16 protein-coding genes are annotated in these 15,699 nt (G+C 69.6%); 8 read left to right on the top strand and 8 right to left on the bottom strand.

Annotated elements, in window-relative coordinates:
- Positions 1-9 precede the first annotated feature (9 nt).
- The 3 genes from rpe to DFW101_RS15180 are packed head-to-tail and all read left to right on the top strand — an operon-like array spanning position 10 to position 3,051.
- Positions 10-684 carry a ribulose-phosphate 3-epimerase gene (gene rpe, locus DFW101_RS15190; protein ID WP_009182409.1) on the top strand — a complete coding sequence of 225 codons (675 nt, stop codon included), beginning with the start codon at positions 10-12 and terminating at the stop codon, positions 682-684.
- Positions 647-2,677: a hybrid sensor histidine kinase/response regulator gene (locus DFW101_RS15185; protein WP_009182408.1), complete on the top strand. Its 2,031-nt coding sequence runs from the start codon at positions 647-649 to the stop codon at positions 2,675-2,677. Before rpe ends, DFW101_RS15185 begins: the two co-directional genes overlap by 38 nt.
- An 11-nt stretch (positions 2,678-2,688) precedes the next feature.
- On the top strand, positions 2,689-3,051 hold the full coding sequence (locus DFW101_RS15180; protein WP_009182407.1) for an Hpt domain-containing protein: 363 nt from the start codon (positions 2,689-2,691) through the stop codon (positions 3,049-3,051).
- A 55-nt stretch (positions 3,052-3,106) separates the two neighbouring features.
- On the opposite strand, the gene DFW101_RS15175 is transcribed toward DFW101_RS15180, so the two are convergent.
- On the bottom strand, positions 3,107-3,580 hold the full coding sequence (locus DFW101_RS15175) for a DUF2892 domain-containing protein (RefSeq protein WP_009182406.1): 474 nt from the start codon (positions 3,578-3,580) through the stop codon (positions 3,107-3,109).
- Positions 3,581-3,761: 181 nt separating this feature from the next.
- Here DFW101_RS15175 and fcl point away from each other — a divergent pair, with 181 nt between their 5' ends.
- Both fcl and DFW101_RS15165 read left to right on the top strand, forming a co-directional pair.
- A complete protein-coding gene (gene fcl, locus DFW101_RS15170) occupies positions 3,762-4,721 on the top strand; it encodes a GDP-L-fucose synthase (protein WP_009182405.1) in 960 nt (319 codons plus the stop codon).
- 115 nt (positions 4,722-4,836) lie between these two features.
- A complete protein-coding gene (locus tag DFW101_RS15165; RefSeq protein WP_009182404.1) occupies positions 4,837-5,787 on the top strand; it encodes a lytic murein transglycosylase in 951 nt (316 codons plus the stop codon).
- A gap of 151 nt (positions 5,788-5,938) precedes the next feature.
- On the opposite strand, the gene DFW101_RS15160 is transcribed toward DFW101_RS15165, so the two are convergent.
- The 3 genes from DFW101_RS15160 to DFW101_RS15150 all read right to left on the bottom strand — a co-directional run bounded on the left by DFW101_RS15160 (position 5,939) and on the right by DFW101_RS15150 (position 8,629).
- Complete coding sequence (locus tag DFW101_RS15160) at positions 5,939-6,265, bottom strand: hypothetical protein (protein ID WP_009182403.1); 327 nt, start codon at positions 6,263-6,265, stop codon at positions 5,939-5,941.
- Positions 6,266-6,408: 143 nt separating this feature from the next.
- A complete protein-coding gene (locus DFW101_RS15155; RefSeq protein WP_009182402.1) occupies positions 6,409-7,827 on the bottom strand; it encodes a sigma-54-dependent transcriptional regulator in 1,419 nt (472 codons plus the stop codon).
- Between the two features lie 160 nt (positions 7,828-7,987).
- Positions 7,988-8,629 carry a GDSL-type esterase/lipase family protein gene (locus DFW101_RS15150; protein WP_009182401.1) on the bottom strand — a complete coding sequence of 214 codons (642 nt, stop codon included), beginning with the start codon at positions 8,627-8,629 and terminating at the stop codon, positions 7,988-7,990.
- A 288-nt stretch (positions 8,630-8,917) separates the two neighbouring features.
- On the opposite strand from DFW101_RS15150, the gene DFW101_RS15145 reads away from it, so the two are divergent.
- The gene (locus DFW101_RS15145; RefSeq protein ID WP_009182400.1) at positions 8,918-9,745 is read left to right on the top strand and encodes a PilZ domain-containing protein; all 828 of its coding nucleotides are present in this window, start codon (positions 8,918-8,920) and stop codon (positions 9,743-9,745) included.
- 16 nt (positions 9,746-9,761) lie between these two features.
- Here the strand turns inward: DFW101_RS15145 and DFW101_RS15140 are convergent, their stop codons facing one another.
- Both DFW101_RS15140 and DFW101_RS15135 read right to left on the bottom strand, forming a co-directional pair.
- Positions 9,762-10,748: a lysylphosphatidylglycerol synthase transmembrane domain-containing protein gene (locus DFW101_RS15140; protein ID WP_009182399.1), complete on the bottom strand. Its 987-nt coding sequence runs from the start codon at positions 10,746-10,748 to the stop codon at positions 9,762-9,764.
- Between the two features lie 73 nt (positions 10,749-10,821).
- On the bottom strand, positions 10,822-11,109 hold the full coding sequence (locus DFW101_RS15135) for a c-type cytochrome (RefSeq protein ID WP_009182398.1): 288 nt from the start codon (positions 11,107-11,109) through the stop codon (positions 10,822-10,824).
- Between the two features lie 192 nt (positions 11,110-11,301).
- Between DFW101_RS15135 and DFW101_RS15130 the strand changes: the two genes are divergently transcribed.
- Together DFW101_RS15130 and DFW101_RS15125 are read left to right on the top strand one after the other, a co-directional pair.
- A complete protein-coding gene (locus DFW101_RS15130) occupies positions 11,302-12,099 on the top strand; it encodes a DsbA family protein (protein WP_009182397.1) in 798 nt (265 codons plus the stop codon).
- 36 nt (positions 12,100-12,135) lie between these two features.
- The gene (locus tag DFW101_RS15125) at positions 12,136-12,747 is read left to right on the top strand and encodes a hypothetical protein (protein WP_009182396.1); all 612 of its coding nucleotides are present in this window, start codon (positions 12,136-12,138) and stop codon (positions 12,745-12,747) included.
- Positions 12,748-12,924: 177 nt separating this feature from the next.
- Here DFW101_RS15125 and DFW101_RS20190 read toward each other — a convergent pair whose 3' ends face one another.
- Positions 12,925-14,319: an SPOR domain-containing protein gene (locus DFW101_RS20190; protein WP_009182395.1), complete on the bottom strand. Its 1,395-nt coding sequence runs from the start codon at positions 14,317-14,319 to the stop codon at positions 12,925-12,927.
- Positions 14,320-14,331: 12 nt separating this feature from the next.
- A complete protein-coding gene (locus DFW101_RS15115) occupies positions 14,332-15,699 on the bottom strand; it encodes a tetratricopeptide repeat protein (RefSeq protein ID WP_009182394.1) in 1,368 nt (455 codons plus the stop codon).

Raw genomic sequence — 15,699 nt, 5'->3', positions numbered from 1 at the left:
GGAGCCGTCATGACCGCACCGTTTATCCTTTCGCCGTCGCTTTTATCCGCGGACTTCAGCCGCCTGGCCGACGAACTGGCCGCGCTCGCGGCCGCCGGCCTCACCTGGGCCCACCTGGACGTCATGGACGGGCTTTTTGTGCCCAACATCACCTTCGGCCCGCCGGTCATCGCCGCCCTGCGCCGCGTCAGCTCCCTTTATTTCGACACCCACCTCATGATCGAGCGGCCGGAACGGTATCTTGCGGCCTTTCGCGACGCCGGGGCCGACCTCATCTGCGTCCACGCCGAGGCCACCGTCCACCTGGAGCGCACGGTGGCCGAAATCCGGCGCCTGGGCGCGGCCCCGGCCGTGGCGCTCAATCCGGCCACCCACCTTTCGGCCGTGGAATACCTCCTGCCCGAGCTCGACATGGTCCTCATCATGACCGTCAACCCCGGGTTCGGCGGCCAGTCGTTTCTTCCCTTCTGCCTGGAGAAGGTCCGGACCCTCTCGGCCATGCGCCGGGAGCGGGGCCTTTCCTTCCGCATCCAGGTGGACGGCGGCGTGACCCCGGGCAACACCGCCGCCCTGGTCGCGGCCGGGGCCGACGTGCTGGTGTCCGGCTCGGCCTTTTTCGGCCATCCGCCTTACAAGGAGCGTCTGGATGTCTTTCACGCGGCGGCAGCGACGCAGGCCTCGTAACCCGGCCGGCCGGCCGGCCCGGCGCCTGGGCCGCCTGACCGGCCGGACCGGGGCCACCTGTCCGGCCGCCCACATGGCCGAGGCGGCCAGCCGGCTCACGCGCCTTTCCTCCATCATCGCCGCCCTGGACCAGGGCATCGCCTTTGTCGCGCCGGACGGGGTGGTGGTGGAAATAAACGACCGCTACCTGACGCTCCTCGACCTCCCTCGGGAGGCGGTCCTCGGCCAGCCCCTGGCCATCCTGGACCTCGAAACCGAGGACTACCAGGCCGGGGCCTTTCTCGACCTCTTCCGCCGGGGCGCGGCCCATGCCCCGGTCTCCTTCGACCGGCGCCTTTGCGACCGGGACGTCACGGCCAAGCTCCAGCCGGTCCTGGAAGACGGCGTTTTCACCGGCCTTATCGTGTCGCTGATCGACGTCACGCCCCTGGTCGAAGCCAGGCTGTCGGTGGAGCGGGAGAAAAGCTTTCTCGAACAGGTCATCACCATCGCCGGGGCCGCCATCTGCATCGTCAACCGCGACGACGTGGTGGTGACGATAAACGACGAGTTCACGGCCATAACGGGCTACAGCCGGGACCAGGCCCTGGGCCGGCGCCGGGGCGAGCTGTTGCGCGAGTCGCCCCCCTCGCCCTGCCCGGCCCGGCCCGGGGACGCCTCGGTGCAAAAACGCCAGTCCCAGATCCTGACCCGCGACGGCCGCCGGGTGACCATCCTCAAAAACGCCGCCCCCATCCGCGACAGCCAGGGCCTGGCCACGGGCGGCATCGAGTCCTTTGCCGACGTGTCGGACCTGATCCGGGCCCGGGTCGAGGCCGAGGAAGCCAGCCGCATGAAATCGGCCTTCCTGGCCAACATGAGCCACGAGATCCGCACCCCCTTAAACGCCATCATGGGGCTCTCCCAGCTCCTGCTTAAGACCGGCCCCAGCCCCCAGCAGCGCGAGTGCCTGGAAACCATGCGCTCGGCCGGCGAGGGGCTGCTCGTGGTGTTAAACGACGTGCTGGATTTTTCGCGCATCGAGGTCGGCCGCCTGGAGATCCGCCCCGTGCCGGTGGACCTCGACCGGCTCCTGGAGGAGATGCGCCGCATCATGGCCCCGGCCGCGGACGAGCGCGGCCTCACCCTGGCCATCGAGCGCGATCCGAAACTGCCACGGGTCGCGGTGTGCGATCCGGTGCGCCTCAAGCAGATCCTGTTGAACCTGCTCTCCAACGCCATCAAGTTCACTCCGAGCGGCCGGGTGGTCCTTGCGGCCGCCCTGCCCTACCCGCCGAAGGCCGAGGACGCGCCGACCCCGGTCCAGTTCCGGGTCCGGGACACGGGCCCGGGCATCCCGGAAGAGCTCCGGGAGCGGATCTTCGAGCCCTTTGTCCAGGCCGACGACGCGGTGGCCAGAAACCACGGCGGCACGGGCCTTGGGCTTTCCATCTCCGACCGGCTGGTGCGCCTTTTGGGCGGGGCCGGCCTGTCCGTGGACAGCCAGCCCGGCAAGGGCAGCACCTTCCATTTCACCCTGGCCCTCGAACACCCCGAGACCAGGACCGCCCCGCCGCCCACGGACCGGCCCCTGCCGCCGGCCGTGGACCTCGGCGGGCTGCGCACCCTGGTGGCCGAGGACAACCCCTTCAACCGCTTCCTGTTGCAAAAGATCCTGGAGAAGCTCGGCGTCGGCCGGCAGGCCTTTGCCGGAGACGGCAAAACGGCCCTGGACATGATCCTGGCCGCCGCGGCCGCCGGCACGCCCTACCATGCCATCTTCATGGACCTGCGCATGCCGGGCCTCGACGGCCTGGAAGTGACCCGCCAGGTCCGCCAGGCCGGCATCGAGACCCCCATCGTGGCCCTGACGGCGCAAGCCGCGCCAGACGACGCCGCCCGCTGCCGCGCCGCCGGCATGTCCGGCTTTTTTTCCAAACCCTACCGCATAAACGACCTGGAAGCGGTGCTCGTCGGGCTGGTTGGCGAGCCGGCCTCCCCGGCCGGCCGCTGAAGGTCCCGCCCATGCGTCCGCAAGATCCCCAAAACGGCAAGACCCTGGGCCGGGTCATGGCCTTCCTGCAGGACGCCCACTTCCTGACCCCGGACGAGGCCGCCCAGGCCCTGGCCGTGGCCGCCGAGGTGCTCGGCCAGGCCCTGGCCCGGCTGGAGAAGGCCGCGGGCGCAGGCGACGCCGGCGCCTGCGCCGAGGCGGCCCACGGCCTCAAGGGCAACCTGCTGAACCTCGGCCTGCCCGATCTGGCCGCCCTGGCCGAAGAGGCCTTTGCCAAGGCCCGGCGCGGCGACCTGGACCCGGCCCGGGCCGCCGGCCGCACCCTCGGGACGGCCCTCGCGCCCCTGCTGCCGGACGGCCGGCCGCCGGCCTGACCGCCGCCCGGCCGCAAGACGGCCTCCGGCGGCACCGGGCCTTTAGGCCGGCCTTCTACCGCGGTTCGCAGCAAAGCGAGGCGTCGTCGTCTTCCAGCGGCTCCCCGCAAACGTCCCCCTCCTCCCCGCCCAGATAGTCGAAATCGCCGCGCAGGGCCCGCAACGCCGCCGCCTCGTAGCCGATCTCGGCCGCGGTGCGGACGCCGAGCCGGCGCAGCAGCCCGATCGGCGGGCACCAGCCCTGGAGGGCGTGCTGGAGCAAAAAGCCGGCCACCACCGTCGGCAAAAGCAGCCACCGCTTGTTGACGCAGGACCCGAACCCGAGCCCGAGCAGGACCAGGCTCGACGCGTTGGTCTCAAGCACCCGCTCGATGTCCCACTCGCCTTCCAACTCCTCGAGCCGCCGGGTGATGGCCATGGGCCCGGCCCGCCGGTACCGCTCGATGTTGCGCTCGGTCTGCCGCCGGATGGCCCGGTTGATCCACGGCGGCGTATGGTCCTCGACTCGCCTGAACGTTTTCGCCAGCATGATCGCATCCTCCTTGGCTGGAGCGTGGGCGGGAAAAGGCCCCACCCTCCCACCTCTAGCACGACCGGAAGACGGGATGTCAACGGCCAATGCGCCCGGGCGCCCGGAAATCCACGGGACCAGGGCAGAGAGGTCACGCGGCACTAGGCTTCCGGGCGGTTGCGTGCTAGGGGAAGCCCTCATGAAGAGCACCCAAGCCGCCCTCCCCGGCGGCCCCGTTTACGTCGCCGGACACCGGGGACTGGTTGGCGCGGCCATCGTCCGGGCCCTGGCCGCCCGGGGCGCCGAGGTCCTGACCCGGACCCACGCCGAGCTGGACCTGACCGACCAGACGGCCGTGCGCGCCTTTTTCGCGGCCGCCCGCCCGGCCGCCGTGTTCCTGGCCGCGGCCAAGGTCGGCGGCATCCACGCCAACGACACCTATCCGGCCGATTTCATCCGCGACAACCTGCTGATCCAGACCAACGTCATCGACGCGGCCTACCAGAGCGGCGCCAAACGGCTGGTCTTCCTCGGCTCCTCGTGCATCTATCCGCGCCTGGCCCCCCAGCCCATGCGCGAGGAGAGCTTGCTCACCGGCCCGCTGGAAGCCACAAACCAGTGGTACGCCATCGCCAAGATCGCGGGCATCAAGATGTGCCAGGCCTACCGCCGCCAATACGGGTTTTCGGCCATAAGCCTCATGCCGACCAACCTCTACGGCCCGGGCGACAATTTCACGCCCGTAAATTCCCACGTCATCCCCGGGCTCATGCGCCGCTTCCACGAGGCCAGGCTCGCCGGCGCGGACACGGTCACGGTCTGGGGCACGGGCAACGCCCGCCGGGAATTTTTGCACGTCGACGACATGGCCGGGGCGGCGGTCGCCTGCTACGAGCGCTACGACGACGAGGAGATCATCAACATCGGCTCGGGCGAGGAAGTGACCATCCGGGAGCTGGCCGAACGGATGGCCCGGGTGACGGGATTTTCCGGCCGCATCGTCTTCGACGCCGCCAAGCCCGACGGCACGCCGCGAAAGGCCCTGGACATCGGCCGCCTGACCTCGCTCGGCTGGGCCCCGACCATCTCCCTGGCCGACGGCCTGGCCGGCACCTACCGGTGGTTTCTCGACAACATCGAGCAGGCCCGCCTGGCCTAGGGCCGAAGCCTCCGCCTCTCCCCCGGCCGGGTCTCCCGCCCGGCGGGAAGGCGCCCGCCGGTCCCGGCCCCGCTTGGCGCTTGCCAGCCTCGGGCCGCAGCGGTACCAGACGGGCATGACACCCAAGCGATCCTTCTCCCGGCTCTTCCTCTCCCTGCTCTGGCTCCTCCTGGCCCTGTCCGGCCCTGGCCCGGCCGTGGCCCTGGCCGCCGAGGCCGCCGTGTCCGGCGATCCGGGCTGGCGGCCGCTGCTCGACCGGCTGGCCGCCGACGGCCTGGACCGGACGGCCCTTACCCGGCTTTTCGCCGGCAACGCCGTGGCCTACGACCCGTCCATCATGGCCCGCAAGGTCGACGCCATGGTCAAAAAGGAGTTCGAGCCCAAACCCAAGCCGAGCCCCAAGACCCTGGCCCAGAGCAACTACCGGCATTTTTTGGTCCCGGCCGTCATCGACGGGGCCGTGGCCTTCATCCGGGCCAACCAGGCCGCCTTCGACCGGGCCAGGCGCGAGTTCGGCCCGCCGCCGGAACTGGTGGCCGCCTTCCTGGTGGTCGAGACCAAGCTCGGTTCCTATCTCGGCGACCGCGACGCCGTAAGCGTCCTGGCCAGTCTGGCCCGAAGCTCCGACATCGACGCCATCGCCCCATCCATGAAGACCCTGCAAGGCGATCCGGACCGCCGGGCCTTTGCCGCCAACGCGGCCAGGGACCGGGCCGAGTGGGCCTACCGGGAGCTTCTCGCCCTCCTGCGCTACGCCACCGCCACCGGCAAGGCCCCCCGAACCATCCCCGGCTCCATCTACGGCGCCATCGGCATCTGCCAGTTCATGCCCACAAACGCCCTGACCTACGGCATCGACGCCGACGGCGACGGCGTGGTGGACCTTTTCGCCCCCTGCGACGCCATCGTCAGCGTGGCCAGCTACCTGCGCGGCCACGGGTACCGGCCCGACATGACCGAGGCCGAAACCGCCAAGGTGGTTTACGCCTACAACCACAGCGACCTCTACGTCCTCGGCGTCATGGCCGTGGCCGACCGCATCAAGGCCAGACTGGGGGGGAGATAGGCAAGGCGCCTCCGGCGGCCAGGAGAGGCTCTGCCTCTCCTGGACCTCTCCGCCGGGGGGGATCATCCCCCCCGGCCCCCCCGAACGGGGGCGCGGCAAGGCGTCGGTTCGCATGAAACGGGCCGGGGATATTCGGAAGGGGAAAAGCGTATCAGGGGATGGGGAAGAACAGGGGGTTGGGGCCGGTGCGGCCGGCCAGGAAGCTGCCTTCGAAATAGCCCTGGCCGAACCCTTCCCGGTAGCCGGCGGCATAGGCGCCTTTCCGGGACAGGCTGGCCACGGGCGTGTAGCTCCCCATCCGCCCATAGGCCCGCACGAGCATGTCCCGACGCCGGTGTTCGAGATCGGCGATGCGGTCGGCCACTTGCTGGGCCCGGCTGAACCCCGGCTCGTCTCCGCTTAAGGCCTTCTTCGGCCCGCCCACGAAGATGTAGGTCACAAGGCCGATAACGCCGATCAGGATCACCAGATATTTCACCGGACCGCCACGGGGGCGTTACGGCCGCGCCCGGCCCCATGCCGGTCGGGCCCGCCCCTCCGTAGCCTTCTTTTCGGTCCCCGGGACGGCGATCTTTACCGGACGGGCGAAAATCCCGAAGGCCTGGCCGCGCGTCCGGGCGGTCAGGAACGGACGGCCGGGATGCCATGCTTCTTGAGCAGGGCGTAAAGCCTCGAGCGCGACAGGCCCGACACGTCGAGCATCCGGCCGATATCCCCGCCGAAACGCGTGGACAGGACGCGCAGGTAATCGGCCTCCCGGCTGTCGCGGTAGTCCCGAAAGCGCGGCAGGGGGGCGTCGGCCAACACGGCCGACGGCAGCCCGGCCCCGTCCGCCTCGGCCGCTGCGGCCAGGCGCCCCGTGACCCGGTTGCGGGCGGCACAGACCCGGATATGGAGCGGCAGGTGGACCGGCAGGAGGACCGTGCCCCCGGCGGCCAGGGCCAAGGCCCCTTCCAGGGTGTTTTTCAGTTCCCGCACGTTGCCGGGCCAGGAATAGGCGAGCAGTGCCCGGGAAAATTCCTCGGAAAAGGGCCGGGCCGGCGTCCCCAGCCGCGCGGCCGCGTCGCCCGCGAAATGGGCGGCGAAATCGAGAATGTCCTCGGGATGCCCGGCCAGGGGCGGCAGTTCGATGCCGACCCCCTGCAGGCGGAAAAGCAGGTCTTCCCGGAAAAGCCCCTGCCCGGCCATGGCGGCCAGATCCTGGTTGGTGGCGGCCACCAGCCGGAAGTGGCAGGCCGCCTCCTCCAGGCCGCCAAGGGGCCGGACCCGCCGCTCCTGGAGCACCCGCAAAAAGGCCTTTTGCACCGACAGCGGCATCTCCGCCACCTCGTCGAGAAAAAGCGTGCCCTCGTGGGCCCGCAGCAGCAGCCCCTCCCGGCGCCGGTCCGCGCCGGTGTAGACCCCCTTTTCCGACCCGAAAAGCACGCTTTCCACGATGCCGGCCGGCAGGGCGGCGCAGTCGACCACGACAAAGGGCCCGTCCCGGCGGGGGCTGTTGCCGTGGATGGCCCGGGCGAAAAGCTCCTTGCCGGCCCCGGTCGGGCCGGTCAGGAGCACGTTGACATCGCTGGCCGCGGCCTTGGCCGCCTGTTCCAGGCACTGCTCCCGCTTGGGATTGCCGCCGGCGATGCCGAGAAACCGGAACGATTCTGCCGTGCGGGCCGCCCCCCGGCCCCGGCTGCGGTGGTCCATGGCGCTGACCAGCTGGGCGGTCATGGTCTTCACGGTCGGCGGCTTCTCGATGTAGTCCCAGGCCCCCTGCCGCATGGCCCGCTCCGCCCCGTCCGGATCGCCCCAGCCGGTCAGCACGATGACTTCCGGGGTCGAGGGCGCGCGCCGGATGTCGCTTATGGCGTCCAGGCCGTTGCCGTCGGGCATGCGCACGTCGAGAAAGACCACGTCCACATCCGAGCCGCCGGCCAGGCGCAACCCTTCGGCCAGGGTGGCGGCCATGTCCGGCCTGTGGCCAAGCCGGCTCACCACCCGGGCCAGGGCGTCCCGTATGGTCTGGTCGTCGTCGATGATAAGGACGTTGCCCACCGCCTGCCTCCGTTGCCGCGCCGTTTCGCCACGGCCTGCCGTGGTCTTGTGCATGACCATCGCGTCCCGGCCTGTCAAGGCCCGCCTTCCGGCCGCCGCCCGGCCGGGACGCAAAAAAAAAGGCGGGTCGGACCCGCCTATCGCTCGCCTGCTCCCGGCCTCAGTTGGTGGCCGGGGCCGCCGCGCCGAGTCCGGCCAGGGTTTCGGGCCGGGTGAGCTGGTCGTTTGGCAGGGCCACGTATTTCTCGATCAGGGCGTGCCACAGCTTGTAGCCGTCGGGCCGCAGGTGCACGCCGTCCGTGGTCAGGCTCTCGTTTAAGGCCCCGTTCACGGCGAAGTGGCTGAACAGATCGATATAGATGCAGTTTTGGACCTCGGCGCACAGGGCCTTGAGGCCGGCGTTGAGTTCCGTGATCTTTTCGTTGGAAAGATCGGGCCGGTTGACCACGGGCAGGACGCTTTGCACAAAGATGAGCGTCTTTGGCGACCCCTGGTGGATGCGGCGCAGGATCTCCCGGTAGCGCGTCAGGATGCTGGCGTTGGCGCTCCACAGCTCGTTTACGCCTTCAAGGATGAAGACCTTCTCGGGCTTGAGCGCGACCACCGGGCCAAGGCCCTTCAAAATCTTCGAGGTGGTGTTGCTGACCGTCGCCTTGTTGACCACGTCCTTGAAATCCCCGGAATACTTCCAGCCAGCCGTCTGGCTGCCCCCCAGAAAAACCGTCTTGGCCAAGGCCTCGACCGAACCGAAAAACAGCAGGGCCGTCAAAACGACGCCCATGCGCAACCATGCCGACACCATTTCTCCCCTCTCCTTGCACAAACATTCCCTCGCCCGGCTGGGCGAACACGGGGGGCGGGATAGCATGCCCCGCGGGCATTGAAAAGACTTCTCCGCCCTCCCCCGTTGCCGGGGAAAAAGGACCGTGCGCGCAAAAAACAATCTTTTTTCAGATCAGAATTGACAAAATCCCGCTTTTCTGAATTCTGATGCAGTATGAAGAAGTAGTAACCGCCAAATCCGCAACCCGCCGTACCCCTCCCCCGACCACGCCGCGTCGGAGAACTGGCCGCGTTGCCGCGAGCGCCCATGACCGCCAAAACTTCCCGTCGTCTCATGGAAGAAGCGATATCCCAGCGTTCCCGCTGCTTTCTGTCGCTGCCCCAAACCGTCACGGGCATAAAGGAGCTCGACTGCTCCATCCGGGAATCCTCTTCCCGGGGCCTTCTCCTCGAAAGCACGGCCAAGGCGGCCGCCGGCCCCCACTGGGTGGGCCTGCCGGTGACCGGCTTTTTCCGGCTGGTGCTGCGGGACCACGGGCTGGAGGAAACCTTCTACACCTTTGACAGCAGCATCCGGGGGGCCGCCACCGGACCGGCCGGCCAGGCCAGGCTGCGCCTCAGGGAGCCCGAGGCCCTGGTCTTCGGCCAGCGGCGCAAGAGCCTGCGGGTGGAGCCGGACCTCGACCGGCTCCAGAAGGCCTTTCTGTGGCGCTACGACAAGGGCGCCACCTTCGCCCTGGACGCGCCGGCCCTGCGCGGCAGTGACTTCCAGGCCGGCCTGGCCCGGCTGGCCGACATCTCGGCCGGCGGCATGCGGCTCGTCCTGCGCGCGGCCCTGGTCCGGGACCGGGACCTGCTTCTGGCCCGGGGGCAACGGCTGGTCATCCATCTCCAGTTCGACGAACCGCGGGTGGCCGCCACAAACGAATTCTGGATGGTGGCCCGGGTCAGCCACGTCGCCCGGGACCGCATCAGCCAGGACGAGACCGTGGGCATGGAATTCCTGGCCGGCGGCAGCCTCGACCCCAAGGCCGGCAAGATCCGGTGGGAAACCGTCACGGACCATGTGATCCCGGGACTGGCCGACATCTTCTACCACTGGCACCTGGACCGGCACCGGGAGAAGCTGGCCTGAGGAGACCTGCGTCCCCTTACAGGGTCTGCGACGCCGAGGATTCCGGTGACGCCTGCGAGGCTTGGGAGGCCTGGCCGCGCAGGTCCCGCACGGACATGCCGCTGGCGGCCAGGCTGAGGAGGCCCGCGGCCGTCACGGGCAGGTACTGCAAGAGGTGCATGGCCAGGCCCACGGCAAAGGCCCGCTCCCGGTCCACGCCGAAAAAGCCGAGCGCCAGCACCACCGAAGCCTCGTAGACGCCCATGCCGCCGGGGACCCCGGGCAGGGCGAAGCCCAGGGTGGCCACGGCAAAGACCGTCAGCACCAGGGCCGGGTCGGCCGGCAGGCCGGCCATGAGGCAAAGCCCGACGGCGTAGAGCGCGGCGTAGCCGGCCCAGGCGGCCAGGGTCCACAGGCCGAGCCGGGCCAGGAACCCGACCCGCAGGTTGGCTTCCAAAAGCCCCAGCATCTCGGCCGCGAAAAGGCGCAGCCGCTCGCCCGGCAGCCACCGCAACACGGCGTGGGCCGCCTGGGGCCGGACCCGCAGCAGCAACAGGAACCCCCAGCCGCCCCCGACCCCGGCCAGCAGCGGATACAGGACCAGCCCCCGGCCAAGAAGCGCGGCCACGGCCACGCCGAGGGCCACAAGGGCGGTCAGGTCGAAAAACCGCTCCCAGAAGACCGCCTCCAGGGCCCGCCCCAGGGACACGCCCCCTTCCCGACGCAGGTAGAGGGCCTTGGCCATCTCCCCCAGCCGGGCCGGCAGCACGTTGTTGACCGCAATCCCCATGAGGCAGGCCCGCAGGCCGGTCACGGCCCCGACCCGGCCGGCCATGAGAAACCGCAGCCGCAGGCCCGGCACCAGGGTCGCGGCCAGGACCAGCGCGACGTAGAGGCCGACGGCCACGGGAGGAAAACCGGCCAGATCCGCCCAAAGCCGGGAGAAGTCCACGCCCCACAGGGCGTAGGCCAGACACGACCCGACCAGGGCCAGGCGCAACAGGAGGGAGAGGAACGGCCTCATCCGGGCCACCCGCCAAAAAAGGCCGGGAAAAGCGAGTTTCCCGGCCTTTTGCGCGACGCAGGGCGGGGCTGGATCATTTTTTGGGCAGGGAGGCGTAATAGGCGGCCAGGTCGGCCATGTTCTCGTCGGAGTGCTTTTTCATGATGGCGATCATGGCCTTGTTTTCGCCCTGGCCGGCCTTATAGGCCTCCATTTTCTTCAGAAGCGCGGCCGCGTCCTGGCCGTCGAGGTCGCCCTTGCTCTTGTGGCAGGCGCAGCCCTTGGCCAGATCGGCCCCCTTGGCCGCGTCGCCGGCGGCCAGGGCCACCGCGGCCGCGCCGCAGAGCACCAGGGCGAAGAAAGTCACGGCAATACGTTTCATGTTCCCTCCTTTGCTTGCCTGTGCATGCCGCCGCCCCGCGGCGGCGAAGTCCAGGGGGCATGCATACCCCACGTCGAAAAAAATGCAATCCTTGCGGCCCCATTCCCTTGCATTTCACAGATTTTTGTTGCAATTCCCCCTGCCCAAGGTAGTTTCGCAAGTCGAAGACAGTCCCTTTCAAAGGAACACCCCATGCTCCTGCGCCCCGCCCTCGCCCTGCTCGCCACCCTGGCCCTTTTCGCCTGCGCCCCGAGCCCGTCGGACAACGGCCTGCGCCAAGCCCTCAAAGAGCACCCGGACATGGTCCTCGACGCCCTGGGCGAACGCAAAAGCGAACTGTTCGGCCTGGTCGTGGCCGGACAAAACGAATACCAGGACGCCCAGCGTCAGGCCCGGCAGGCCGAGGAATTCAAGAAGCCGCTCACTCCGGCCCTGGACCCGGCCCGGGCCTTTCGCGGTCCGGCCTCGGCCACGACCACGGTGGTCGTCTATTCCGACTTCCTGTGCCCCTACTGCGCCCGGGGCGCGGTGACGCTCAAGGAATTCATGGAGCGCCACCCGGATTCGGTGCGCGTCCTTTTCAAGCACTACGCCACGGACGACCTGTCCAAGGAAGCGGCGCTGGTCTACGAGGCCCTGGCCGTCCAGGACCCGAAGCTGGCCTTCGCCTTCCACGACGCGGCCTTTGCCGCCCAGCAGGAGATCGAGCAGGCGGGCGCGCCGGCGGTCTACGCCCTGGCGGTCAAGCTCGGGGCCAACCTGCCCCGGCTGAGGCGCGACATGCGCAATCCGGAACTGGCCAAGCGCCTCGACGACGATGTGGCCGAGGCCCGGTCGTTCGGCATCGACGGCACCCCGACCTTCGTCATCAACGGCGTGTCCGTGCGCGGCGCGGCGCCGATCGACGAATTCGAGGACGTGCTGCGCCGAGTGGCCCGAAGCGGCGGGGAGGAAGCCCCCTGCGCCGCCTGCGACAAGAAAAAGCAGTAGCGCCCGAGAGCCCTGCCCAAGGAAGGCGACGCCGCCATGCCCGCATCTTTCCGTCGCGCCCGCCGCGCCCGCCCGTGCCGGGCCCTGTGCGCCCTGGTCCTGTTCCTCTGCTGCTGCGGGACCGCGTTCCCGGTCCGGGCCGGGGACGAACCGCCGACTCCGTCAGCCCCTGCGGCCGACGCCGCCTCCGGTCCGGCCGCGCCGCTCGTCCTCGACGAGGCCAGCCTCGTCGCCATGATGCACGACGTCATCAAGTATTACGACGACACGCGGCCGTTCGAGGGCCGCATCCTGGCCCTGCTGCCGGCCTACGAAAAGAACAAGGACGGGGAGGAGTACAAGAAGCTGCGGTTTCTGTTCGACACCCATCAAAAAGTCACGACCAGCCTCAACAACCTGATCGACGTCCTCTACATCTATCTCAAGCCCGGCAACCCGGACGACCAGGAACTGAACGTCTACGTCTACAACCGCAGCAGGAACATCATCACGTTTTTGAACAGCATGGTCTATTTCCTGACGGCCCGGAACCAGGAGATGGAGCTCGGCTCCTCGTCCGACGTGCAAAAGCTCTACGAGAGCTACCTCGTGCGCCTGACCACCCTGCTCTACGAGCTCAACAAGACCCTGGCCGTCTTCCACAAGTAACGTGGAGGGTCGCCACTCCGGCCCGCCACGTTACTTCCGGCCGCCCCCCCCGCCAACGACCGTCGTGAATCCAGGCCGCCGTTTGCCCCTACCCCTTCCAGGGGGTCCGGGGGGGATGATCCCCCCCGGCCGCCAGAGGCTCTTCTCTTTCTCTTCTCTTCTCTGCTCCCCTCCCCGCTAATGGCAGCGCAGGCCGGCCAGTTGGCCGGCGTCCAGGCGGGTGACCAGGGGCGTGGTCCCGACGATGGTTCGCACCTCGTCCCGGGCCCGGCCGGCCACCCGGGCGTCGCCGAACCGGCCGGCCAGGACCCGGTAGCGCCGCCCGCCCCCTTGCCCTTCCACGGCCACACAGGCCGGCATGCCCCGGGAACGGAGCCGCGCGGCCTGGGCCTCGGCGTTCGGGGCCTCGGTGAAAAAGCCGGTCTGGAGGACATAGGCGGACCGGCCGGCCTTGTCCCCGGCGACGGGAGCCGGCGCGGCCGGCGGTGAGGCGACCGGAAGCGGGCCGGCCGGGGCTGGTGCGGTCGCGGCCGGCCCGGCCGGGGCCGACCGGAAAGCGGCCGGCGAAGCCGGTCGGAAGGGAACCGGCGGGGCGGGGCGGACCGGGGCCTTTTTCGCTGTCCCCGGCGCGGGGGGACCGGCTGGCGCGGCAGCGGCTTTGGCCGGCGCAGGGGAAGCGGCCGGAACGGGCCGGGCGACGGGTGTCGGCCCGGCGGGCGGAACAGAAGTCGGCGCGACGGCCGGGGGCGACGGAAGCATGGCTTGCGGGGACGTGGCGACCTTCGGCACGGCGGCCATGGGCGCGGCGGCCGGAGCGGGTGCCGGGGCGGCCGGGAGCGCGGCCGGCAGGGGCAAAGCGAGGGGGGCCGGATCGGCCGGTGGGGACGGGGCCCCCGCGGCCGGCGGCGGCATGGCCCGGGCCGGTTCCGGGACGGGACCGGGCGGGAGGGCCGGATCGGCCCTCTCTGGCGGATCCGACGGATCGGACGGTGTGGCCGGATCGGACGGCGGCGGGGATTTTTCCGGCGCGGTCTGGTCCGTGGGCGGCGGGACGGCCTCGACAGCGGCGAGGACGGTGAAGGTCTCCCCGGCCAGACGCCGGTCGCCGGCGAAAAGTTCCAGGGTCCAGTCGCCGGGCGTGGCCCGGCCCGGCGGGAAAAGGGCATAGGCGGCCACGGCCGGTTCGCCCCGCCGGGCCGTCACGAACCACCGCTCGACCGCCGGCCGGCCGGTCCCGGTCGGCCGGGTCAGCCGGGCCTCGACCCGGACCGGGCCGCCGCCCGGCTTGCCGGCCAGGGTGAAACGGCAGCCAAAGCCCTTGTCCGCCGGCCCGACAGGACTCCCCGGCCGCACGGCCTTGGCCCCGGGCCAGGGTTCGGCCAGCCCCGGCTCGACCGAGAACGGCCCGCACATCTCGAGCACGGCCTTCTCGGGCGGACCGGCGGCGGCAAAGGCGTCCGGCCGGACCGGGCACAGGAGCAGGAGGAGGACAGCCAGGCAAAGGCAGGCCGCGTCACAGCCCTTGGGGCCCCTGGGGCCGCCGGGACGGCCGGGGCAGGCAACATCGGACATGGGCGGGAGGGCTCACTCGGCCAGGTGTTCGAGCATCCGCCGGGCCGCTTCGTAGCCGGGATCGAGGTCCAGGGCGGCCTGCAGAAACCGGCGCGCCTCGGGCAGATCGCGGCAGCGGTGGTGGGCGGTGGCAATGTTGTAGCCGACCGACGGAGCCTGCTTGACCAGGGACGGATCCGCTTCCAGGGCCTTTTCGAAATAGCGGACCGCCGTGTCGTACTGCTTGCCGTCGGCGTAGGCCACGCCGAGGTTGTAGAGGAGGCCGCCGTCCCTTGGCGAAATGGTCAGCGCCTTGCGGTAGTTTTCCACGGCCTCGGCCCAAAGCCCCTGGCGGCGCAGGAGAATGCCCCGGTTGTTGAACATCCACAGGTCGCTTATGCCCAGGGAATCGCCCTTGGCCTCGATGGCCTCGGTCACGAAGCGAAGGGCCATGTCCTGGTCCTTGTCCCCGATCTTGCGGGCGATCTCCATGAGCGACTCGCTGACCATGTCCGAGGCCACCCGGGTGACCACCCGCCTCGCCTCCTCGAAAAAGACCTTGGCCTTCTCGTTGTCGCCCTTGGCCAGGTAGGCCTCGCCGATGTCCACCTTGCGCTCGAAATTGAGCGGGGAGAGGGTGTCGAGCCGGGTCATGTAGGCCAGACGCTTGTCGAGCTCCCCGGACTCCCGGCACAGGTCCACGAGCTTTTTGAGCGGCTCAATATAGAGCTTCTCGGCCCGGGCCGCGGCCAGGTAGTGCTTTTCCGCGGCCGGATGGTCGCCCTTTTTGAGGGCCACATCGCCCATGAGCAGGTGGCACTTGAGGCTGTCGGGCTTGATCTCGAAGGCCTTGGCCGTCACCCGCTCGGCCTGCTCCAGGTCGCCGGAAGCGACCAGTTCGGCGGCCCGGTCGAGGAGCACGCCAAGCTGGTTGTTGGGCTTGATGGTGAAGGCGATCTTTTCGATGATGGCATTGGCCGAAATGGGTTTGGTGATGAAGCTGTCCGCCCCGATCTCGTGGGTCAGCACGATCTCGTCCCGGGACACCTCGGTGCTGGCCACGATCAGCCGGACCCGGTCGCCGTAGAAATTCTTGAGCACCTTGACGGTCTTGAGGCAGGCGGTCTTGTGGATGCGGCGCTCGAGGAAGAGAAGCAGCGGGGAAGAGAGGCGCTCCACGGCCTTGTTGGCAAAGGCCACCACCTCGTCGTAGTCGGTCGTCTCCCGGAAGACGCTTTTGACGTCCACCCGCAGCCCGGCCAGGGTGAACTTCACCAGGCGCACGAAGCTTTCGTCGTCGCTGGCCACCACGACCATGCCGCCGTCGGCGAAGTAGTCGATCACCAGGCGCTCGTAGCGTTTGGCCGTCTGGTCGGCTTTCACCCGCATCATATTGGACAT

This window comes from Solidesulfovibrio carbinoliphilus subsp. oakridgensis (genome assembly GCF_000177215.2).
Classification (GTDB): Bacteria; Desulfobacterota; Desulfovibrionia; order Desulfovibrionales; family Desulfovibrionaceae; genus Solidesulfovibrio; species Solidesulfovibrio carbinoliphilus.
The sequence above is the reverse complement of the archived record's forward strand: the minus strand, read 5'-3'. Positions and strand labels throughout refer to the sequence as shown.

Bases quoted from the DNA above. Each gene is read 5' to 3' on its own strand.
- rpe (WP_009182409.1), top strand. From the start codon at position 10: ATGACCGCACCGTTTATCCTTTCGCCGTCGCTTTTATCCGCGGACTTC.
- DFW101_RS15185 (WP_009182408.1), top strand. From the start codon at position 647: ATGTCTTTCACGCGGCGGCAGCGACGCAGGCCTCGTAACCCGGCCGGC.
- DFW101_RS15180 (WP_009182407.1), top strand. From the start codon at position 2,689: ATGCGTCCGCAAGATCCCCAAAACGGCAAGACCCTGGGCCGGGTCATG.
- DFW101_RS15175 (WP_009182406.1), bottom strand. From the start codon at position 3,580: ATGCTGGCGAAAACGTTCAGGCGAGTCGAGGACCATACGCCGCCGTGG.
- fcl (WP_009182405.1), top strand. From the start codon at position 3,762: ATGAAGAGCACCCAAGCCGCCCTCCCCGGCGGCCCCGTTTACGTCGCC.
- DFW101_RS15165 (WP_009182404.1), top strand. From the start codon at position 4,837: ATGACACCCAAGCGATCCTTCTCCCGGCTCTTCCTCTCCCTGCTCTGG.
- DFW101_RS15150 (WP_009182401.1), bottom strand. From the start codon at position 8,629: ATGGTGTCGGCATGGTTGCGCATGGGCGTCGTTTTGACGGCCCTGCTG.
- DFW101_RS15145 (WP_009182400.1), top strand. From the start codon at position 8,918: ATGACCGCCAAAACTTCCCGTCGTCTCATGGAAGAAGCGATATCCCAG.
- DFW101_RS15140 (WP_009182399.1), bottom strand. From the start codon at position 10,748: ATGAGGCCGTTCCTCTCCCTCCTGTTGCGCCTGGCCCTGGTCGGGTCG.
- DFW101_RS15135 (WP_009182398.1), bottom strand. From the start codon at position 11,109: ATGAAACGTATTGCCGTGACTTTCTTCGCCCTGGTGCTCTGCGGCGCG.
- DFW101_RS15130 (WP_009182397.1), top strand. From the start codon at position 11,302: ATGCTCCTGCGCCCCGCCCTCGCCCTGCTCGCCACCCTGGCCCTTTTC.
- DFW101_RS15125 (WP_009182396.1), top strand. From the start codon at position 12,136: ATGCCCGCATCTTTCCGTCGCGCCCGCCGCGCCCGCCCGTGCCGGGCC.
- DFW101_RS20190 (WP_009182395.1), bottom strand. From the start codon at position 14,319: ATGTCCGATGTTGCCTGCCCCGGCCGTCCCGGCGGCCCCAGGGGCCCC.
- DFW101_RS15115 (WP_009182394.1), bottom strand. From the start codon at position 15,699: ATGTCCAATATGATGCGGGTGAAAGCCGACCAGACGGCCAAACGCTAC.